At 31.5% G+C, this 22,493-nt stretch carries 20 protein-coding genes; 14 read left to right on the forward strand and 6 right to left on the reverse strand.

All coding sequences use genetic code 11. The annotated features are described in order from the left end of the window. The first annotated feature begins 145 nt into the window (after positions 1-145). Genes WNY78_RS08990 through WNY78_RS09000 form a run of 3 tightly spaced genes read left to right on the forward strand, consistent with a single transcriptional unit; the run spans position 146 to position 3,906 of the window. Positions 146-1,042, forward strand: a complete 897-nt coding sequence (locus tag WNY78_RS08990) for a FecR family protein (RefSeq protein WP_342872874.1) — start codon at positions 146-148, stop codon at positions 1,040-1,042. Further along, on the forward strand, positions 1,035-3,350 hold the full coding sequence (locus WNY78_RS08995; protein ID WP_342872875.1) for a TonB-dependent receptor: 2,316 nt from the start codon (positions 1,035-1,037) through the stop codon (positions 3,348-3,350). The genes WNY78_RS08990 and WNY78_RS08995 overlap by 8 nt, the downstream gene beginning before the upstream one ends. A gap of 10 nt (positions 3,351-3,360) precedes the next feature. Further along, complete coding sequence (locus tag WNY78_RS09000) at positions 3,361-3,906, forward strand: YfiT family bacillithiol transferase (protein WP_342872876.1); 546 nt, start codon at positions 3,361-3,363, stop codon at positions 3,904-3,906. A gap of 1 nt (position 3,907) precedes the next feature. Here WNY78_RS09000 and argS read toward each other — a convergent pair whose 3' ends face one another. Continuing rightward, positions 3,908-5,692 carry an arginine--tRNA ligase gene (gene argS / locus WNY78_RS09005; protein ID WP_342872877.1) on the reverse strand — a complete coding sequence of 595 codons (1,785 nt, stop codon included), beginning with the start codon at positions 5,690-5,692 and terminating at the stop codon, positions 3,908-3,910. Positions 5,693-5,857: 165 nt separating this feature from the next. Here argS and WNY78_RS09010 point away from each other — a divergent pair, with 165 nt between their 5' ends. From WNY78_RS09010 to WNY78_RS09020, 3 genes are all read left to right on the forward strand, one after another. Then, positions 5,858-6,991, forward strand: a complete 1,134-nt coding sequence (locus WNY78_RS09010) for a glycosyl hydrolase 53 family protein (RefSeq protein ID WP_342872878.1) — start codon at positions 5,858-5,860, stop codon at positions 6,989-6,991. A 341-nt stretch (positions 6,992-7,332) separates the two neighbouring features. Next, positions 7,333-9,387 carry a tetratricopeptide repeat-containing sensor histidine kinase gene (locus WNY78_RS09015; protein ID WP_342872879.1) on the forward strand — a complete coding sequence of 685 codons (2,055 nt, stop codon included), beginning with the start codon at positions 7,333-7,335 and terminating at the stop codon, positions 9,385-9,387. 64 nt (positions 9,388-9,451) lie between these two features. Then, on the forward strand, positions 9,452-10,084 hold the full coding sequence (locus tag WNY78_RS09020; protein ID WP_342872880.1) for a chromophore lyase CpcT/CpeT: 633 nt from the start codon (positions 9,452-9,454) through the stop codon (positions 10,082-10,084). Here the strand turns inward: WNY78_RS09020 and WNY78_RS09025 are convergent. Together WNY78_RS09025 and WNY78_RS09030 are read right to left on the reverse strand one after the other, a co-directional pair. Then, positions 10,081-11,013: an arginine deiminase-related protein gene (locus tag WNY78_RS09025; RefSeq protein WP_342872881.1), complete on the reverse strand. Its 933-nt coding sequence runs from the start codon at positions 11,011-11,013 to the stop codon at positions 10,081-10,083. The genes WNY78_RS09020 and WNY78_RS09025 overlap by 4 nt on opposite strands. 47 nt (positions 11,014-11,060) lie before the next feature. Further along, positions 11,061-11,447 (reverse strand): hypothetical protein, encoded by a 387-nt coding sequence (locus WNY78_RS09030; RefSeq protein WP_342872882.1) that lies wholly within the window; start codon positions 11,445-11,447, stop codon positions 11,061-11,063. 139 nt (positions 11,448-11,586) lie between these two features. On the opposite strand from WNY78_RS09030, the gene WNY78_RS09035 reads away from it, so the two are divergent. After that, positions 11,587-13,308: a M14 family metallopeptidase gene (locus WNY78_RS09035; RefSeq protein ID WP_342872883.1), complete on the forward strand. Its 1,722-nt coding sequence runs from the start codon at positions 11,587-11,589 to the stop codon at positions 13,306-13,308. A 1-nt stretch (position 13,309) separates the two neighbouring features. On the opposite strand, the gene WNY78_RS09040 is transcribed toward WNY78_RS09035, so the two are convergent. Further along, the gene (locus tag WNY78_RS09040; protein ID WP_342872884.1) at positions 13,310-13,747 is read right to left on the reverse strand and encodes a hypothetical protein; all 438 of its coding nucleotides are present in this window, start codon (positions 13,745-13,747) and stop codon (positions 13,310-13,312) included. A 193-nt stretch (positions 13,748-13,940) separates the two neighbouring features. Between WNY78_RS09040 and WNY78_RS09045 the strand changes: the two genes are divergently transcribed. From WNY78_RS09045 to WNY78_RS09055, 3 genes are read left to right on the forward strand one after another with little or no spacing between them, the layout of a single operon-like run. Next, positions 13,941-15,386 carry a RimK family protein gene (locus WNY78_RS09045; RefSeq protein WP_342872885.1) on the forward strand — a complete coding sequence of 482 codons (1,446 nt, stop codon included), beginning with the start codon at positions 13,941-13,943 and terminating at the stop codon, positions 15,384-15,386. 2 nt (positions 15,387-15,388) lie between these two features. Continuing rightward, the gene (locus WNY78_RS09050) at positions 15,389-16,615 is read left to right on the forward strand and encodes a glutamate-cysteine ligase family protein (RefSeq protein WP_342872886.1); all 1,227 of its coding nucleotides are present in this window, start codon (positions 15,389-15,391) and stop codon (positions 16,613-16,615) included. Continuing rightward, positions 16,612-17,295: an N-formylglutamate amidohydrolase gene (locus tag WNY78_RS09055; RefSeq protein WP_342872887.1), complete on the forward strand. Its 684-nt coding sequence runs from the start codon at positions 16,612-16,614 to the stop codon at positions 17,293-17,295. The genes WNY78_RS09050 and WNY78_RS09055 overlap by 4 nt, the downstream gene beginning before the upstream one ends. A gap of 18 nt (positions 17,296-17,313) precedes the next feature. Here the strand turns inward: WNY78_RS09055 and WNY78_RS09060 are convergent, their stop codons facing one another. Then, positions 17,314-17,895 carry an NUDIX domain-containing protein gene (locus WNY78_RS09060; protein ID WP_342872888.1) on the reverse strand — a complete coding sequence of 194 codons (582 nt, stop codon included), beginning with the start codon at positions 17,893-17,895 and terminating at the stop codon, positions 17,314-17,316. 123 nt (positions 17,896-18,018) lie between these two features. Between WNY78_RS09060 and pyrE the strand changes: the two genes are divergently transcribed. Together pyrE and WNY78_RS09070 are read left to right on the forward strand one after the other, a co-directional pair. Next, positions 18,019-18,663, forward strand: coding sequence for an orotate phosphoribosyltransferase (gene pyrE, locus WNY78_RS09065; protein ID WP_342872889.1), 645 nt, complete (start codon positions 18,019-18,021; stop codon positions 18,661-18,663). Between the two features lie 122 nt (positions 18,664-18,785). Beyond that, positions 18,786-19,181, forward strand: a complete 396-nt coding sequence (locus tag WNY78_RS09070; RefSeq protein WP_342872890.1) for an SRPBCC family protein — start codon at positions 18,786-18,788, stop codon at positions 19,179-19,181. A 32-nt stretch (positions 19,182-19,213) separates the two neighbouring features. On the opposite strand, the gene WNY78_RS09075 is transcribed toward WNY78_RS09070, so the two are convergent. Further along, complete coding sequence (locus tag WNY78_RS09075) at positions 19,214-19,945, reverse strand: biotin--[acetyl-CoA-carboxylase] ligase (protein WP_342872891.1); 732 nt, start codon at positions 19,943-19,945, stop codon at positions 19,214-19,216. Positions 19,946-20,041: 96 nt separating this feature from the next. Here WNY78_RS09075 and rsfS point away from each other — a divergent pair, with 96 nt between their 5' ends. After that, a complete protein-coding gene (rsfS, locus tag WNY78_RS09080; protein WP_342872892.1) occupies positions 20,042-20,413 on the forward strand; it encodes a ribosome silencing factor in 372 nt (123 codons plus the stop codon). Between the two features lie 34 nt (positions 20,414-20,447). Continuing rightward, entirely contained in the window at positions 20,448-22,412 is a 1,965-nt protein-coding gene (gene ftsH / locus WNY78_RS09085; protein WP_342872893.1) for an ATP-dependent zinc metalloprotease FtsH, read from the forward strand. The last annotated feature ends 81 nt before the right edge of the window (positions 22,413-22,493 follow it).

Genomic DNA, 22,493 nt, shown 5'->3' on the forward strand with positions numbered 1-22,493 from the left:
ATAAATTACATGATAAATAATCCCGAGAAATTTGGAGTAACTAATACAATAATAAGCAACTGAAAACTGAGACTGCGACTATAAACTTAAATTTTAAGGGTAGGAATTTTAAATAGTAAGCTGTTATATAGTTGAATAGAATACAATGAACAGAGAAGACCTCATACAAAAATGGTTAGACCATAACCTAAACCCTACAGAACTTGAAGCTTTTAAACAGCTTGAAGACTACCCAAGTCTAATTAAATTAGACCAAGACCTTATTGGTTTTAAAGCAGATTCGATTAATGAAGATGAAGCATTAGAACACGTATGGTCATCTATTAATTCAATAAAAAAGAAACCAAATAAATTAGTCGCTACGCTTTCAAAAATAGCAGCAATTTTAGTGGTTTGTTTTGGGATCTATTTTTATACAACAACTTTAGATACAACATCTAACACCATTGCATCACAACAAAAATCTATAGCATTACCAGATGCATCTCATGTAGAGTTAAATGCAATGTCATCTATCACATTTAATGAGTCTAATTGGGACAACAATCGAAATTTAACCTTAAATGGTGAAGCTTTTTTCAAGGTTGCTAAAGGAAAAAAATTCGATGTAGAAACTAGTATGGGAACAGTTACAGTTCTCGGTACTCAATTTAATGTGAAGCAACGAAATGACTTTTTCGAAGTTATATGCTACGAAGGAAAAGTTGGAGTTACTTCCGAAGAAAAAAATATGACACTCCTTCCAGGAGATACTTTTTTAATAATTGATGGGAAATATATTGCTACCGAAAAAGAAAACTTAAAGCATCCATCATGGTTAGACCATAAGAGTACTTTTAAAAGTATGCCTTACCGAGAAGTTATTGCTGAATTTGAAAGACAATATAATGTGACGATTGAAATCGACAATATCAACGATTCTCAAAATTTTACTGGAAGTTTTATACATAATGATATTGAAATTGCCTTAAAATCTATTACTTTACCTTTGCAATTAAAGTATAGTAAAACGGATAATATCATTAGGCTGAAACGTGAATAAAAAAGGTGTACGCTCTCTTTTTATAATTTTATTAGTTTTGAATTTGAGTAGCAGTTTTGCACAATCAAATTTAAAAAACAAGCTTGCGCTCTCAGAAGTTCTCAGCATACTTGAAACTAGATTTAGTATAAATTTCACCTTTTTAGATCAAACTATAGCTAATAAAAGTGTCGTTTTACCTTCGGAAACATTATCACTAGAAGACACATTAGAGTATTTAAAATCTGAAACAAATCTCGATTTCATCATCCTCAATGATACTAGTGTTGTCATTTCACTGCGATCTAATCCGTTTAGTAATTTTATCACTCAAAAACTTGAAGAAGTTGTTATTACAAACTTCTTAACTAAAGGCATTTCAAAACGAAGTGATGGTAAAATTAATATCAAAACCGAAGATTTTGGAATTCTTCCAGGACTTTTAGAACCAGATATTCTACAAACCATCCAAGCCTTACCAGGAGTTATGAGTATTGATGAACGTGTCTCTAATATTAATGTTCGTGGAGGAACTCACGATCAAAATCTCATCCTTTGGGATGGTATAAAAATGTACCAATCTGGACATTTCTTCGGTTTGGTTTCTGCATTTAATCCTTATTTAACAAAAGAAGTTAATGTCTCCAAAAATGGTACTAGCGCCAAATTTGGTGATGGAGTCTCTAGTGTTATAGACATGCAACTCTCTAATAGTTTAGATCAAGAATTTAAAGCTGGTGCTGGCTTCAACCTTATCCATGCAGATGGTTTTGCAAAAGTTCCCCTTGATGATAAAGCAGAAATTCAAGTCTCTGCAAGACGATCTGTAACCGATTTTATTTTCACACCAACCTACGATCAATATCTGCAACGTGTATTTCAGGATAGTGATTTTTCTAATCCGCAACAAGGAAATTCTGAAGTCATCTCAAATAACGAACGCTTCTATTTTTATGATATCGCTACAAAGTTTTTGTATGACATTACAGATCAAGATCAATTTCGATTTAATTTTTTAACGATTAATAACAGATTAACTTATGATCAACAAGCTAATGACAATTCTGGAATTCCATTAAAAAATGAATTAGAACAAAATAATTTTGCAACAGGTTTTGAATATTTAAAATACTGGAATAGCAAAATCACTACAACTGCTCAATTTTATTATACCAATTACGATTTAAAAGCTACAAACTTTAATATAGCTAATGACCAACGTACAAATCAGGATAATAAAGTTTCCGACTTAGGGATAAAAATAAATGCAACTAATCATATTGATGATAATTTAAAAGTACATGGTGGCTACCAATTTAGTGAAGTTATAATTAGCAATGCAGAAGACACAGACAACCCAAATACAGAGCAATTTATTAAAGAAGTGGTTCGTACACATTCCATTTATGGCGAAGCAGAATTCACCTCAGTAAACAAAAACACCTATGCAAGAATAGGTTTGAGAACTAATTTTATTGAAAAATTTTCAGAGTTTTTTACTGAGCCCAGATTATCAGTAAGTCATAAATTAAACAATGATTTTAGATTGGAGTTTTTAGCCGAATTAAAAAGTCAAACCACCTCTCAAATTATAGATTTACAAAATGATTTTCTAGGGATAGAAAAACGTCGATGGATTTTATCTAACAACGAAAACATCCCAATCATTAAAAGTGTACAAGCTGCTGGTGGAATTCATTATAATAAAAACAAATTACTCATAAGCATCGAAGCCTTTATTAAAGATGTAGAAGGTATCACTACACAAAGTCAAGGATTTCAAAACCAGTTTCAATTTGTAGAAGAGATTGGTAAATTTCAGGTCAAAGGAATCGACTTTTTAATCAATAAACAGTTTGATTATTTTAGTACATGGTTAAGTTATTCTTATAGTAAAAACGACTATGTTTTTGATAATTTAAATGCTGGCAATCCGTTTCCAAATAATATTGATGTACGTCATGCACTGACATTTGCGAGCACCTATGATTTTGATAATTTAAAATTTGCTTTAGGGTTTAATTGGCATTCTGGCAAACCTCAAACCATACCATTAGAACTCCAAAACCAATCCAATACTCAAATTGATTATTCCTCTCCAAATAGTACTCGAATAAGTGATTATTTTAGAACAGACATATCTGCAACCTATCAATTAAAATTCACAAACAAATTAGATGCTTCCATTGGAGCTTCGATATGGAATCTCTTTGATAGAAAAAATGTAATCAATACCTATTTTGTAGAAAACACTGATGGAGATATCGTATCAATTGATAATTTATCTTTAGGAATCACGCCAAATGTAAGTTTTAGATTACGGTTTTAAATCAACAATTATGACTTCAGAAGAATTATATAATTTACGTTTCCCAATTGGAGAATTTCAAAAACCAGAGGTTATTACTTCAGAAATGATAAACACTTGGATTAATGCTATTGAACGTTTCCCCTCGGAAATTGAAAATGCTACAAAAAATCTATCTACAGCAGCTTTAAATTGGACATACAGACCAGATGGTTGGAATATTAAACAAGTCCTTCATCATTGTGCAGATAGTCATATGAACAGCATTATACGATTCAAATTAGCACTCACTGAAGATTCACCAATCATAAAACCATATTATGAAGATCGATGGGCAAATCTTGTTGATAGTACTGATGATAATACAGAACATAGTTTGTCTTTACTAAAAGGACTTCATGCTAAATTAGGTCAGTTATTGAGGCACATTTCCGAAGAACAAATGTCTCGAGAATTTGTACATCCTGAACATGGTAAACGTTTTCGTATTGATGAAACTATTGGCACTTACGCTTGGCATAGCAATCATCACTTAGCTCATGTGAAGCAAGCTATCGCTCACAAAGGAGAATTTTAACCTACATACGTTCAGGCACATTAATCCCTAATAAACCAAATCCGTTTTTAATAACATTGGCTACAGATTGTGCTAATTGAACACGAAATATTTTTTCAGTTTTGGTATCTGCACCTAAAATTGAGACGTTTTGGTAAAACGAATTAAATTCTTTTACTAAATCGTAAGTGTAATTTGCAATTAATGCAGGACTGTAATGATCTGCAGCATTTTGAATCACTTCTGGGAATAACTCTAATTGTTTTAAAAGCTCTCTTTCTTTATCGTGTAAAGACACTTCGTCTGTATTGAGTTTAACACTAGTATCTACATTAGATTTACGTAAAATAGATTGTATTCTAGCATAGGTATATTGAATAAACGGACCAGTATTTCCTTGAAAATCTATAGATTCCTTAGGATCAAATAAAATACGTTTTCTAGGATCTACTTTTAAGATGAAATATTTTAAAGCACCTAAACCAATCGTTTTGTATAATTCTTGTTTTTCTTCTTGTGAATAACCATCAAGCTTTCCTAATTCTTCAGAAATCTCTCCAGCAGTCTGCGCCATTTCATCTACCAAATCATCTGCATCAACAACAGTACCTTCTCTACTCTTCATTTTTCCTGAAGGTAAATCTACCATCCCATAACTTAAATGGTATAAATTATCTGCCCATTCAAAACCGAGTTTTTTGATGATTAAGAATAACACTTGAAAATGGTATTCTTGTTCGTTACCAACTGTGTAAACCATGCCTCCAACATCCGGAAAATCTTTAACACGTTGGATTGCTGTACCAATATCTTGAGTCATATAAACTGCAGTTCCATCGCTACGTAATACGATTTTTTCATCCAGACCATCCTCAGTTAGATCACACCAAACTGAACCATCTTCTTTTTTGACAAAGACACCAGTTTTTAATCCTTCGGCAACAAACTCTTTTCCTAATAGGTAAGTTTGACTTTCGTAGTATAATTTATCAAAATCAACACCTATACTTTTATAAGTCGCATCAAAACCTTCGTAAACCCAGGAATTCATTTTCTCCCAAAGTGCGACGGTTTCTAAATCTCCAGCTTCCCATTTGAGCAGCATATCTTGAGCTTCTAATAAAAAAGGTGCATTTTTCTTCGCCTCTTCTTCGGTTTGTCCTTCGGAAATGAGCTTTTGTATTTCAGCTTTATATTCTTGATCAAATTTTACGTAGTAATTCCCTACCAGCTTATCGCCTTTTAAACCTGACGATTGTGGAGTTTCTTCATTTCCGAAGCGTTTCCAAGCCAACATACTTTTACAAATATGAATTCCTCGATCATTAATAATTTGAGTTTTATAAACTTTTTTACCTGACGCTTTTAAAATATTAGAAACGCTATAGCCTAAAATCACATTTCTAACATGACCTAAATGCAAAGGTTTATTAGTGTTTGGTGAGGAATACTCTACCATCACAGCTTTTCCTTTTGAATTTGGTGTTGCAAATCCATATTGAGATTGATCCTTAATATCATTGAAAAAATTGATGTAATAGGCATCATTAATTTCAATATTTAAAAACCCTTTTACAACGTTAAATGCTTTAACTTCTTCAACGTGCTCAACCAAGTAGTGACCAATTTGCTCTCCAATTTGCACAGGATTACCTTTTACAACTCTCAACATTGGAAACACAACTACAGTAATATCACCCGCAAACTCTTTACGTGTTGCTTGAAATTCTACCGATTCTAATTCTGCATTAAAAACAGATTTAATAGCCTGTTTTACATTATGTGAGAGTGTCTCTTGAAGATTCATTTTGGAATGGATTTTAAGTCTGCAAAGATATACTTTTTATTAAAATTCTAAGATATTACATGTGGTTTATTGCTTATTTTTCGAGGTCAAATCATTACTTTTATTCTTATGATTACACAAAAATCTCTATTTTAGATTCTGAGTTAAATATGATTAAATTTGAACATGAAATACTTTAAATTTTTACTACTATCACTAACAATTATATCTTGTAATTCATCAGATAACACAACTGAAGAAGACCTAATGCCTCCAGATCCAACACCTGTTTTTTACAAAGGGATGGATTTATCATTTCAATCTGAATTAGAAGATTATAATGTAACTTATAGAGATACAGATGGTACTTCTATTGACTTATTGGACTACGTTACAAATAAAGGCACCAATTTGTTAAGGCTTAAACTGTGGCACACATCGCAAAATGGTGAAAACACTTTAAATGATGTGAAAGCCTATGCGACTCGTATAAAAAATACAGGCGCTAATTTTTTATTAGATTTCCATTACAGTGATTTTTGGGCAGATCCTGGAACTCAAACACCTCCTGCTGCATGGCAAAACTTGACTGAAAGTGAAATTAGAATTGCGATATATGAGTATACAAAAGATGTGGTTACGCAATTAAAAAATCAAAATACATTACCTGAAATCATTCAAATTGGTAATGAAACTGATAGTGGTTTTTTATGGAACTATGGGAAAGTATGGGACGAGTTCTCTAATAATTGGGGAAATTATGCTGCTTTGGTAGGAGAAGCGATTAGAGCTGTTAGAGATGTTGATACTGATGACACTATTAAAATTATGTTGCATCATTCTAATGTCCAAAATTCAATTTATTTTTTTAATGAGTTAGAACCATTTGCTGTTGATTTTGATATCATTGGTTTGTCTTATTATCCGCAATATCAAACTAAAGACTTAAACCTTGTTGCTAATTCACTGAATTTGCTTGCTACGACCTTCGGAAAAGATATTTTACTGGTAGAAATTGCTTACCCTTTTACATTGCAATGGGACGACAACCAAAACAATTATATAGGAAGCCTTAATCAAACCATCCCTGAATTCTCTCCTACACCTGAAGGCCAAAAAGCTTATATGGAATGGCTTATTACTACTATTAAGAATATTCCAGAAAATCGAGGTATTGGATTTTGTTATTGGGCTCCAGATTGGGTTACTTTTCCTGATAATGATTCAAGTGTATCTGGAGGAAGTGCATGGGAAAATCAATGCCTATTTGATTTTGATCATAAAGCTTTACCTGCTCTAGACGTTTTCAATAACAACTAATTGATTTACTGTTATTTAACTAGTATTTAGTAGTGTTTTTGCATTTCATCGAGTAAAGTGCTGTTTTTCTATGATTTTTACCGTTTATCTATTCGTCGATGTTTTTAAATTTTCAAAGATTCACTTTAACTAATTTATAGGTATTAAAACCTAAAAATTAGGGTTTCAGAACCTTTTTTTACATTTTTGAATTGCTATTAATCAAAGTCCCAAACGTTGATGAAATTTAATAATCAATCTTTATTGAGATTGACATTATTATTTCAACACTCTAACTACCTAACTACAAAGGAAGTTTCGTGTACAAATAATTTTGCAATTGTTGATACCCTAATTAAACAATGAAGCAGTTAATAACTTTAGCTGTTTTATGTACGTCGATTTTTTGTTTTTCACAAACAAATGAAATCGACAGTCTAACTGTGGAATTAGCTTATCAAAAACAAGATTCATCAAAAGTTGAAACGTCTTTACGCTTGGTTAAAGCACTCTACGACGCTAAAAGTTATAAAAAAGCCCTTACCTATATAGACAATACTGAACGTTTGTCTAAGTTTCTAAATCACACTAAAGGCATTGCAGATGTCAATTATTACAAAGCTTTAATCTACGCTCACAACGATGATTACTATAATGCTATTGACGGTTATAATAGGTCACGAAGATATTATAGTCAGTTAGGAGATACCTTAGGAATTGCTAAAGTGAATAACAGTATAGGATTAATTGAGATTAAGCGTGGTAATTATGGTATTGGTTTACAACATTCGTTATCTGCCATTCAAACTTTTGAAACTAGAAATCTAAAAAATGAATTAAGCTCTGCTTATAACAATCTTGCTGAAGCTTATTACAATACACACCAAATAGATAAGTCTTTAGAGTTTAACATCAAAGCATTAAGTGTAAGAGAACAATTAAAAGATAGTATTGGAATAAAAACATCAACTCGTAATATTGCTACCTTATATTCTGAAAGAAAAGAACACAGAAAAGCTATTGAATACTATGAAAAGGTATTAAAGCTCATCAACCCAAAAACAGATCAAACACTCAAAGGTGAAATTTTACCTCGTATAGGTGCAGAATACTTACGTTTTAAAGATTACGACAAAGCTGCTGAGTATTTAGTAGAAGGTTTAAAGTTTAATAGAAAAATAAAAAATGACGATGGTGTTTTAAGAGCATTGAATGCAGTTAGTGAATTAAACATCCAACAAGGGTATTTAAAAACTGCTGAAATTCAAGTTGATGAAGCCTATACTATTGCAACTAAAATTGATAACAAACCCGAACTTCTTAAAAACTACAACTTGCATAAACAACTTGATTCTATCAATGGAAAGTTTCAAAATGCGTTTTTCTGGCAAGGAAAATATTTTAATTTAAAAAGAGAACTAGACAAAGAAAATCAACCTGTCATTCCTGTTATCACTAAACCTATTGAAGTAGAACCTATAGAAGAAATTAAAGATTTTAATACGTTAGCAATTCAAGAACAGAATGAGAAAGAGGCTATTGAGTTTAAAAAACTAAAAGCAATTTCATATGTTCTAGGAGCAGCATTTTTAATAGTATCAACCATATTATTATTGATTTATTTAAAACGAAAAAATACTTTAAAATTCAATCAAGAACTTCAGGATAAGAATAAAGAAATACAATTGAGAAATGTCGAGTTTGCAGAACAAACTAAACATCTTGAAGAAGTAAATCATGTAAAAGATAGATTGTTTTCTATTGTATCACATGATTTAAAAGATTCTATTTCGTCTATTAAAGGATTTATAGATTTATTAAAAGAAGATGGTATTTCTCGTGAAGAGTTTTATGACTTAGTGCCAGAACTTAGTGAAAATGCAGACAGCGCCTCTCAATTGCTTTACAATCTTTTAAATTGGTCTAAGTCTCAAATGCAAAATTTAGAACCAAAAGCAGAACTCTTTAATATTCAAGATATATTTAAAAATAAGATCAGTTTAGTTGAACAAAAAGTTGAGCAAAAACGTATAATTCTTATTGATGAGTCACATAGAGATTTCATCTATGCAGATAAAAGTATGATTGAAATTGTAATTCAAAATTTAATTACAAATGCTGTAAAATTTACACGTGTAGGTGATTCTATAACGGTTTCAAATTCTGATCTTAATGGGAAGAGTTTAATATGTATTGAAGATACAGGAGTTGGTATTTCTAGAGAAAATATTGATAAATTATTTCAAAGCGGAACTTTTACAACAAGAGGAACAAGTAATGAAAAAGGTACAGGTTTAGGTCTAACAATTTGTAAAGAATTAGTAGAACTTAATAATGGTAGAATTTGGGTAGAAAGCACACCAGGAATAGGCACTAAATTCTATGTTGAACTTCCTAAAGTTGAACCTAAAAAATAATTAAATTTCAAAATTTAATTACATAGAATTATTTTTGGTATCTTCATTTTCTAAACCAATTATAATGCACAGATTTATCATTTTATGTCTCTTACTTTCTGTTTTTAGCTGTAAAAACCAAGACACTAAAATTTCCGAAGAAAAAACAACTACAAATCACTTACCAGAACTATTCTCATTGATGCAAGGGTCTTTTGATTCTGAAATACAGTCACAAGTTGATTCGACCTATTTTAATATCTCTTTGCATATGTATCCAATCTGGAAAGACAAAGGAAACTTTTTGTATGTGGAGCAAGCGCTTAATTCAAAACAAGACAAGCCATATAGACAGCGTATTTATGAGGTTGTCAAATTAAATGATAGCATATTTAGTTCTGCAATTTACACTATTGAAAATGACTCACTTTGGATTGGAAAATGGAAATCTCCTGAATCTTTTGACACACTTAGCATGGATAACGTGACTAAAAAAGAAGGATGTGAAGTGGTTTTAAAACGAATAGAACCAAATTATTACAAAGGCAAAACTGGTAAAAAGACTTGTGAAAGCTCACTTTATGGAGCTTCATATGCAACGAGTGAAGTTGAAATTATGGAAGACAAAATTATCTCTTGGGATAGAGGTTTTGATGACAAGGACGAATATATTTGGGGAGCCGAAAAAGGAGGTTATATTTTTAACAAACTCGACTAAGCCTTAGGTAAGAAAACCTCAGCCATCATACAACGAGCACTTCCTCCTCCACATGTTTCTATAGTTTCTAGAGAACTTGATAAGATTGGACAAAATTTCTCTATATCTGCAACCTGTTTAGAAGTTAAACTATCATGAGCAGCCTTACTCATTACTAAATAACGTTGATCATTTTCCCCTTTTACTTGTAACATATTACCAGCAAATTGATGCATCTGACTTTCAGTAATTTCTATTATTGCTTTACCGTCTTGTTTAAGATTCTTAACAACATTTTTTCGTTCCTTTTTATCATCAATTGTATCCAAACAAATGACAGAAAACTGCTCAGCCAAACACATCATTACATTTGTATGATAGATGGCTAAACGTTTACCATCAACGTTTTGATTTGCGGTAAACACAATTGGTGTATACTCAAAATCTTCACAAAATTCTATAAATAATTCTTCATCTGCTCTTGGTGATAATGCACAATAAGCCTTAGAATTTATACGATCTAAAAGTAGACTTCCAGTACCTTCCAAAAAGTAACCTTCATCTTCAGCACTTGTATAATCTATAATATTGTTAATTTGAAAACCTTCTTCTTCTAAACGAATAAAAACCTCATCACGCCTTTCTTTCCTTCTATTTTCAGCAAACATTGGATAGAGTCCTACATCTCCATTTTCATGAAAACTCACCCAGTTATTTGGAAAAATAGAATCAGGTGTATCCATTAATTTATCATCTTGTTCAACAATAACATTAACTCCAATTGCTCGTAATTTTTCTACAAAATCATCAAACTCTACTTGTGCTTTTGCATTAATTTCAGCATTTTTAATATCGAGATCTTCTTGAAAATAATTATTAACAGCAGTTTGTTCATTCATCCTAAAGTTTACAGGACGAATCATCAAAATAGTATTTGTAGTTTGTGACATTGATATAAATTATGGAACCGCTAAATTAAATAAAATAAGTAAAGAATTTATACTGCATTTTTTTTATTATCATCAAAAAGCAACCAATCTAAAGCCATCTGTCTTTCATTAAATAACTTTATGTTCCAATCATTACCTTTATTTATATCTATTAGAATTTGAGTAGCCATATCTGCACTTAGATTATAGATAACAACAGCCATAGATTTAATCTCACTTAGATTAGCAATTTTTAGTTGTGCGTCAAATTTATATGAATACGAATTTTCTTTATTCACTAGTAAGGAAAAAGGACTTTTTAGATTTTGTAATAAAAAATCATGGTATTGATTTACCATATCAAGATCCATAACTACGCCTTCATTAATAATGACTTCGGCAATAGTATTATGGATAATATTAATTTTCCCAAAGGGAAGAATAAAAACTTTCATTTAGCTATTAGTTTTGAGGGATAAATCAAATTTAGCTTAACTTTGAAGTAATATGAGTTGTCACCTATAAAGAAATTAACAACATATGAACAATAAAACATATCTAACTAACAATCAGTATTTAACCAAAATAGTTTTAATGATTTTGACATTATTTATTTGGTCCTGTTCGTCTAAACCAGAAAAAATAACTTATGATTTTACAACTCAATTTGAAATATCTAAAGGTCTAGAGACAGCAACTTATAACGAAACTATAGCATTTTACGAGAACTTGGCTCATACATTTTCCGAAGTAAACATTGATAGTATTGGTGAGACAGATTCTGGAAAACCACTACATATTATAACTCTAAATCCAGATGCTAATTTTAATTATTCTGAAATTAGAACCACCAAGCGTATGCTATTAATTAACAATGGGATTCATCCTGGAGAATCTGATGGTATTGATGCTACTATGATGCTTTTTCGTGATATTGTTGAAGGCAAAATTGATATGCCTAAATCTACAGTTTTAGTCACCATCCCAATTTATAATATTGGAGGAAGTTTAAATCGAAATTCTACAACTAGAACCAATCAAAATGGTCCAGAAGCTTATGGCTTTAGAGGCAATGCTCGTAATTATGATTTGAATAGAGATTTTATAAAATCTGACACAAAAAACGCTAGAACATTTGCTCAAATTTATCATCTAATTCAACCAGATGTTTTTATTGACAATCATGTAAGCAATGGAGCAGATTATCAATATACTTTAACGCATTTATTTACACAGCATAATAAATTAGGTGGTGAACTAGGTGATTTTCTCCACACTAAAATGATGCCTCAACTGGAAGAAAAACTAGCAAAAAAAGCTTGGGATGTTACACCATACGTCAATGTGTTTAATAGAACTCCTGAAGAAGGTTTTAGTCAGTTTATGGATTCTCCTCGTTATTCTACAGGTTACACAACATTATGGAATACATTTGGTATGATGGTAGAAACGCATATGTTAAAACCATACAAAAAACGTGTTGAAGGCACATATGAGCTTATGAAAAGTATGATTGAAATTGTTGAGAATGAAGGTGAGCACATTTCAGCATTGCGAAAAAATGCAGTTACAAACTTGAGAAACAAAAACACATATTCTTTACAATGGATAATTGATACTACAAAAACAACAACCTTAAATTTTAAAGGGTTTGAAGGTAACATGATTGAAAGCAGCATAACTGGTGCAAAGCGACTAAAATATGATACTAGCAAACCGTTTACAAAACCTGTGACTTATAAAAATTATATGACTTCAACATTGGATATTGAGATTCCTGAAGCGTATATAATTCCGCAAGGTTGGTGGAACGTTATTGAACTATTAGAGTTGAATAACATAGAAATGACGCGCTTCAAAAATGACACGACGTTAACCGTGAAATCTTATCAAATTAAAAACTACCAAACAAGAAAACAAGCGTATGAAGGTCATTATTCTCACTATAATGTAGAGTTAGATGTTTCCGAAGAAAAAATAACATTCTTTAAAGGTGATTATTTAATTAACACCAATCAAAACGGATTTAGATATCTATTAGAAACATTAGAGCCTCAAGCTACAGATTCATTTTTTAGCTGGAACTTTTTTGATACAATTTTACAACAAAAGGAAGGTTTTTCTCCATATGTATGGGAAGACAAAGCGGAAGAATTATTAACTAAAAACCCAAAATTAAATAAAGATTTCAACCTCAAAAAAACAAATGATCAAGGATTTGCTAATAATTGGTATGCACAGCTAGATTGGTTACACAAACAAAGTGAACATTATGAAAAGTCCCATTTGCAGTATCCTGTGTATCGTATTAACTAACTTACTCTAAAATTTTTTTAATATATTTTTTGAGACTATTACCAGATTTATGGTGATAATATACCGTTTGAGTACTTCTATCTACAAGTTGAAATGAATAAGCTGTATTGCCTGAGAAATTTTTAGAACTTTGAATAAACACCATGTATTTGTACTCATCAATTGGGTACTCCTCGAGCTCTAATCCATCAGAGATTTCTTTAACCTCAACAACATGAAATGGTTTACCATAATTTTTATCAAATTGTTTAGTCAACCATTTCGTAGTACCTGAAGCTCTAAAAGCAGGAACCACTAAAATTTTGTCATTGTAGTTTTTAAAGTCTGATGGTGCAATTTCACTAATCATTTCTCCTTTAAACTGACTTGGGCTTTGAGCAAAACTAAAAGAGATTGAAACCACAATAAGAAATACAGAGAGTTGTACTATTTTTTTCATATTAACATTGTTTTGTTTACTCTTAAATTTAAACAATAAAAGATAAATAACCAATTAATGCTTAAAATTCACATACAACAAATCACTAAACAACAACAATTTATGTGTTCTAAATTTATTTTTTACCTTTTGTAAAAGCAATACTAAAATTATATAAATTTGTTTAAAATTATATCGCTTTTAAGCGTCATGCATGAATAAATACATTGTTGTCGATCAACCACAAAAGTGGAACTTTTTGATTGAGAATATTACAGTAATTTCCTCTCAAGAATATCTTACTAACCCTAAGTTTTCGCAACTTAAAAAAGCTAGAATATTTAACCTTTGTAAAGATTATTCTTACCAATCTAAAGGGTATTATGTCTCGCTTTTAGCCGAAGCTAGAGAGCATTTACCAATCCCAACCGTCAAAAACATTGTAGATCTACGAGCATTAAAATTGGTTCGGATTGTCTCAGATGAATTTGATGATGTAATCCAGCAGAGTTTAAAAAACATAAAATCTCGTGAGTTTACATTGAGTATTTATTTTGGTCAAAATGTGGCTCAAAAATATAAGGAGTTAAGTAGTTTATTTTACAAACACTTTCAAGTTCCTTTTTTAAGAGTGAAGTTTAGTTATAATACAAAGTGGACTGTACAGAGTATTAGAGCCATTTCAGAATCAGAAATTCCTCAAGAACATTTTGAGACCGTTCAAATTTTCGCAAACCAGTATTTTGGAAAGAAACGCTACGATATACCAAAACAGGTAAACTATGATTTTGATTTAGCAATATTGGTAAATCCTAATGATCCTGCACCTCCTAGTAATCCAAAAGGCTTGAAGAAATTCTTAGAAATCGCTGAGAAAATGAATATTTATGCAGAGATCATTGAGCCTAAAGATTTATCACGATTATCTTCTTTTGATGCACTATTTATTCGTCAAAGTACAGAAGTTAATAATGAAACATATGCTTTTGCTCGTAAAGCGCAACAAGAAGGCATTGCTATTGTTGATTATCCTGATGCTATATTAAAATGTTGTAATAAAGTCTTTATGGCTGAAGCTTTGAACAATGCTAATATTGCGACACCAAAAACGGTCATTATCCACAAAGACAACAAACACGACGTTCTTAAGCAAGTTGGTTTACCTTGTGTGTTAAAAGCACCTGATTCCACATTTTCTTTTGGTGTAAAAAAAGCTAAAACAGAAAAAGAATATGACCAATTAGTAACAGAAATGCTAAAAGAATCAGACCTTATCATTGCACAAGAATTTTGTCCGTCAGATTATGATTGGAGAATTGGTATTATTGACAATCAACCATTTTTTGCTTGCAAATATTACATGGCAAAAGGCCATTGGCAAATCTATAATTGGAAAGCCAAGAAAAAGAATGATCAAGATGGAGATGCAGATTGCTTACCTCTTGAAGAGGTACCAAAAGTTGTTTTGGATATGGCTATAAAAAGTGCAAAACTAATAGGCAAAGGTTTATTTGGCATTGACATTAAAGTTGTAAACGATCAACCAATGGTTATTGAAATTAACGACAATCCAAACATTGATTTTGGAGTCGAAGATGGCTACTATGGCGACAAAGTTTACACTACAATATTATCAGCATTAAAATCTAGATTAGAATAATCATGAGTAAAAATTATCACCTTTTTGAAGTTTTTGGTATTGAATTGGAATATATGCTCGTCAATAATTCAAACTTTAAAGTGGCACCTGTTGTAGATCAATTACTGACGTTAAAAAATGGGACACTCACATCAGATATTGACAACGGTAACATTGCATGGAGCAACGAATTAGTGGCTCACGTAGTCGAATTGAAAACAAATGGTCCGACAGCAGATTTAGAAACTCTTGCCGATAAATTTCATGAAAACATCCTTGAAATCAATCAATTATTAAAGCAAATTGACACTCAGTTATTACCAACTGCTTCGCATCCTTTAATGAATCCATTAAAAGATACTCAGTTATGGAAACACAGTTATAGTGAAGTTTATGAGCTCTATAATAGAATTTTTGATTGTAAAGGTCATGGTTGGAGTAATGTACAAAGTACTCATATTAACTTGCCTTTTTATGACGATAGAGAATTTGAAAAACTCCATGCAGCGATTAGAATCATGCTTCCATTAATTCCTGGACTATGCGCGAGTTCACCAGTTTTGGAAGGCAATGTTACAGGCTTTCTTGATTCGCGATTAGAATACTACAAAACCAATCAAAAGGAAATCCCAGAGATGACTGGTATGGTTATTCCTGAAGCTGTTTTTAGCAAGGTCGATTATTATGCTACTATATTTGAACCTATAAAAAAAGCAATCAAACCTCACGATACCAAAAACATTTTAGATCATCATTTTTTAAATTCCAGAGGTGCTATTGCTCGTTTTGACAGGAATGCTATTGAAATTCGTCTAGTTGATGTTCAAGAATGTCCAAAAGCAGATATTGCTATTTGCATCTTGATTATTGAAGTTTTAAAAGCATTAGTGAATAAAAAGTTTTGCACTTTAAAAGATCAGAAAGCCTGGAAAAAGGAAGAATTATTTGAAATTTTAAACAAAGGGATTAAACATGGAGAGCATGCATTAGTTCACAATGTTGATTATTTATCCCTTTTCGGAATTAAAGAAAAAGCAACGATGCAAGACGTTTGGAAACATTTGTATAACAGTGTTAAAATAAATATATCTTCGGAAAACCAAAAGACCATAGAATTCATTCTAAAAAATGGAACCTTGTCATCTAGAATTCTGAAGGCTCTTGGTAAAGATATTTCCGAAGGCAACATCAAAGCAGTGTATTCTAGACTTGCAGGATGTTTAGAAACCAATCAACTGTTCGGAAATTGATATTAATTATCACTTGTGAGCATGGCGGAAATAAAATTCCGTCACAATATTTGAATCTATTTAAAGCACATAAAAGTGTTTTAGAAACGCATAGAGGTTATGATTTAGGTGCACTGGATGTTTTTGAATATTTGAAACCACTATCTGTGTATTCAAAATCAAGTACAACCAGTCGTTTGTTAATTGAATTAAATCGTTCGCTGCATCATAAACAGCTATTTTCAGAATATAGTATAACATTAAACTTTGAAGAAAAAGAACATATTATCTCAACAATCTATGTTCCCTATCGCAATGAGGTTGAGTCTAACATTTCAAGCTTAATCTCAAAAAACGACACAGTATTGCATCTTTCTATTCATTCTTTCACTCCAACTTTAAATGGTGTAGAGCGTGATTGTGATATAGGTTTATTGTATGATTCTAGAATACTCTTGGAGAAGCAGTTTTCAGCAGAATTTAAATCTCAAATTAAAACTAAAAATCCTGACTTAAATGTGAGATTTAATTATCCATACTTGGGAAAAGCTGATGGTTTCACAACGTATTTGCGACAAAAATTTAAACAAAATTATATAGGAGTTGAAATTGAAATCAATCAAAAATATTCAAAATCAAATCAAATGAACCAGCTTATAAAAGACACTTTACTCATGGCGCTAAAAAATGTAATTCATTAATGATTATAGCCAAATAACTTAAACTAAGATTCTGATATTTGCATAGCTATTCTCTAAGGCTTTTTGACTGTCTTCTGGAGAAAGCCATTCTACTTTTGTAATACCTTCATTTTCTTGCGGATATAATTTGCCCTCAAACGTGGTTTTCATTTCAAACCAATAAGTCACTTTGATTTTATGTTTACCGTTACGTTTAAATATATGGTAGGTTGTATCTAAAGGTTTTACAATCTCAAGACCTTTCACACCTGTCTCCTCCTCTACTTCTCGCAATGACGTTTCTTCAATAGTCTCCTTTTTCTCGGTTTTTCCTTTTGGTAAATCCCATTTATCATTTCGGTATATAAAAAGAATCTCTCCTTTATCATTATACACCTTTCCACCACCTGCAATAACATTTGGTAGCAATTTCAAAAATTTCTTAATGAGTTTATGCTCTTTATTACCAATAAGCCTCACTTCTTTTAAAGATGAAGAATTTAGCTTCTTTATGACTTTACCAATATTTACTTCGGAAAGTAGATAATTTTTAAAACCGTCTTCTTTTTCAACTTTTGTTGTTAAGACTATTGGTTTATCATTTACAAATATGTAATGCATGATTAGATATGTAGGAATTTAAAAAGTAAAAATATCATTTTTATGGAGATGACAACTATTTTTTAAAATAATTTATTTTAAATTCTCAAATTCTTTTTGTCAAAAAAAGTGTAGTTTTACAGCATGATTTTTGACAAAGAAACTGCCAAACAAACTGCCGAAGTTTTATTACAAGTTAATGCTATAAAACTGCAACCTAGTGACCCATTCACTTGGGCATCGGGCTGGAAATCACCAATCTATTGTGATAATAGAATTGTACTGTCTTTTCCACCAATTAGAACTTACATTCGTGAAACTTTAGCAAAACACATAGAATCTCATTACGGAAAAGTAGATGTGATTGCTGGTGTAGCAACAGGTGCAATTGGAATAGGAATTCTAGTTGCTGAATATCTTGGACTTCCTTTTATATATGTAAGACCAGAAGCTAAATCTCACGGACGACAAAACCAGATTGAAGGCTTTGTTGAGCCAGGACAAAATGTAGTTGTTGTTGAAGATTTAATAAGCACAGGGAAAAGTAGCCTTAATGCTGTAAAAGCACTTAAGGAAGCTAACGTTAATGTTAAAGGAATGGTAGCTATATTTTCTTACGGATTTGAAGTTGCAAAAAACAATTTTGAAGCTGCAAACGTAGATCTTCACACTTTAAGTAATTACGAAAATTTACTAGAACAAGCACTAGACACCAAGTATATAACTGCTAAAGAACAAGAAGTTTTGGCACTTTGGAATGCTAATCCTAGCGAATGGAACGCTATTTGATTATAGCTCTATAAATTTATTATATTACACACATGAAACGAGCATTTTAAAAGCCCTATCATCAAAGTGAAGCATTTATAGCGAACAGCATGTGTCCTTAAAAAAACAATAAAACTTATCACATGAAATTAGAATCACCAAAAACAACTATAAATAAATCGGCTCAAGAAACGTTTGATTTTTTAGCAGATGTAAAAAACTTTGAAAAGTTAATGCCAGAAAACATTAGCAAATTTGAAGTCCTCGATACAGATAAATTTTTATTTGCTCTCAAAGGAATGCCAGAAATAGTATTAAAAAAGAAAGAGGCTGTAGCACCTAACAAAGTCGTTTTAGGAGCAGCTGGAGGAAAATTAGACTTTTCATTAACAGCAAACATTACAGAACCTACTCCTGCTCAAAGTGAGGTAGAGCTTATTTTTGAAGGTGAATTCAATGCTATGATGGGAATGATGATTAAAGGACCTATCAAAAAATTTATTGAAACTTTAGTTGAAAATATGCCTGCGCAGATCTAATAACCTGAATTCAACCTAACATCTAATTCAGATTAATAAAGAAGTTTAACTTCTTTTAGATCAAATTCTTTGAGAATATCATCTTCTATTAAAACTTGTAGATGACCAGAATTTGAAACGCCTTTTATAAAACCAGAAAACAAAACACCTTCTGCATCTTCAAATGTAGAAGGTTTTTCTTTTCTAAATAATTCGGTTTCATATAGCTTTTTTATGTCTTCAAACTGCTTATTTTTTAAGAGTTTCATGTAAAATTTTAAATACTCAATGACTTTTACAAGCACATTATCAATATTATTATGTGCTCCTGAAACATTCAACATTGAGGTCGCTGATGGTAAATTATCAAAATGAACTTGATTAATATTGAGCCCAAAACCAATAATAGTGGCTTGAAGTGCATTATTTTTTATGACATTCTCTATTAAAATACCAGAGACCTTCTTTTGGTCTGCCAAAATGTCGTTAGGCCATTTCACCTTGACATTTCGAATTTGAAAGTCTTTTAACGCGTTAGATAATGCTAATGAAGTAGCCATACTAATCCAAAAACTATAATCAATTATCAAAAAAGAAACATCTACAAACACACTAGCTATAAGGTTTTTACCAGATTGAGAATCCCATGACGTTCCCATTTGACCACGACCTTTCAATTGAGATTCTGCAACAACAACAGTATAATTAGCCACCTTTTTCTCACTACTCAATTGTCTTAAAAACGTATTGGTAGAGTCGATGGCATTAAGTTTGATTATGTGCATAGTAATGTGTAAAAAAAAATTATAATTTTCTTATGACGAATAAGAGTTTATAAGAAGCAAAAAAATAATAACTTTGCACAAAATTAAATCAATTTAATGGCGAAAAAAAATACAAGTCCAGATCAACTCATAAGTACAGTTATTGCTGGCATTGAAGATGTAAAAGGAAAAAAAATTACAATTTTAGATCTAAGAGAAATTGAAAATACAGTTTGTGATTACTTCGTTATCTGTGAAGGAACGTCTAATACACAAGTAAACGCCATCGTTAATTCTATTCAAAGAAAGGTTAGTAAAGAACTTAAAGACAACCCTTGGTATGTAGAAGGAAACGATAATGCAGAGTGGGTATTATTAGATTATGTTAATGTTGTTGTTCATGTATTCCAAAAGCATATACGAGAGTATTATGATATTGAAAGTCTTTGGGGTGACGCAAAAACAACACAAATAGAAACAAGTTATTAAAAATTAAAAAAACCGAATTAACGGTACGACATACATGGCAAAAGACAATAAAAATTTAAGTAAAAAACCAAAGATTAATTCTTGGTGGATTTACGGACTTGTAATCGCAGTATTTTTAGGAATCCAGTTATTTTCTGGAATGGGTAACAGTGAAGGAAAAAAAATAAACCCAACCCAGTTTTTTGAATATTTAGCACAAGGTGATGTTGATAAATTAGATATTGTTAACGATCGTGAAGCTCGTGTTTACTTAACTACAGAAGCTCAGAAAAAAGAGATTCATAAAGCATCTAAACCAACAAGTATCTTACCACAAGTAACACCGTTACCTAATTATACATTTGAGTTTGGAGATTTACAATTATTTCAAGAAGATATTGCTAAAATAAAAAAGGAAGATCCTAATATTGTTACTCCTGTTTCTTTTAAAACAGAAGAGAATCTCTTCGGAAATCTCTTGTTTTCATTACTACCGTTCATTTTAATTATAGGTGTTTGGATTTTTATCATGAGACGTATGTCTGGTGGTGGAGGCGGTGGCGCTGGAGGTCAAATTTTCAACATAGGAAAATCTAAAGCCAAGCTATTTGACGAAAAGACAGACGTAAAGACATCATTTAAAGATGTTGCAGGTTTAGAAGGTGCTAAAGAAGAAGTACAAGAAATTGTAGACTTTTTGAAAAACCCAGAAAAATACACATCACTTGGTGGTAAAATTCCTAAAGGAGCATTATTAGTCGGTCAACCAGGAACAGGTAAAACCTTATTAGCAAAAGCAGTTGCTGGAGAAGCAAAAGTGCCTTTCTTTTCATTATCTGGATCAGATTTCGTAGAAATGTTTGTTGGAGTTGGAGCTTCTCGTGTGAGAGACTTATTCAAACAAGCCAAAGAAAAATCACCAGCAATTATCTTTATTGATGAGATTGATGCTATTGGTCGTGCTCGTGGTAAAAGTAATTTCTCAGGTTCTAATGATGAACGTGAAAATACGCTTAACCAATTACTAACAGAAATGGATGGTTTTGGCACCAATACTAACGTCATTGTATTAGCAGCAACAAACAGAGCAGATGTTTTAGATAAAGCATTAATGCGTGCTGGACGTTTTGATAGACAAATTTTTGTTGATCTACCAGATGTTAGAGAACGTAAAGAAATATTTGAAGTACACTTAAGACCTATCAAACAAGCCGAAAAATTAGATGTCGATTTCTTAGCAAAACAAACACCAGGTTTCTCTGGAGCAGATATTGCAAACGTTTGTAACGAAGCGGCTTTAATTGCTGCAAGAAATGGTAAAAAAGCTGTAGATAAACAAGATTTCTTAGATGCTGTAGATCGTATTGTTGGTGGACTAGAAAAGAAAAATAAAATTGTTACTATTGAAGAGAAAAAAGCAATCGCTTATCATGAAGCTGGCCATGCAACTGTAAGTTGGATGTTAGAACATGCTGCACCTTTAGTAAAAGTAACAATCGTACCTCGTGGTCAATCATTAGGAGCTGCATGGTATTTACCAGAAGAACGCCTAATTGTTCGTCCAGAACAAATGCTAGATGAAATGTGTGCTTCTTTAGGTGGTCGTGCTGCAGAAAAAGTAATTTTTAATAAAATCTCTACTGGTGCACTTAGTGATTTAGAAAAAGTAACTAAGCAAGCTAGAGCTATGGTAACAATTTATGGACTTAGCGAAAAGGTTGGGAACATAACATATTACGATTCTTCAGGTCAAGAAACTGGGTTTACAAAACCTTATAGTGAACAAACTGCAGAGTTGATTGATAAAGAGATTTCAGATATCATAGAGAAGCAATATCAACGCGCAATTGTCTTATTAGAAAACAATAAAGATAAGCTTACAGAACTTGCTGAAGTACTGCTTGAAAAAGAAGTTATTTTTAAAGATAACCTCGAAAAAATATTTGGTGAGCGTCCTTTTCAAAAACAAATTGAAGAACGCTTATTACAATCTGTCAAAACAGATCAAGAAGAGGAATAATTTTCTGACACGAATATTCTTATAAAAAACTTAAATTGACTCACATTAATTTAAGTTTTTTTATATTTGAGACATACATTA

Source organism: Psychroserpens sp. AS72, from assembly GCF_038900375.1.
Classification (GTDB): domain Bacteria; phylum Bacteroidota; class Bacteroidia; order Flavobacteriales; family Flavobacteriaceae; genus Psychroserpens.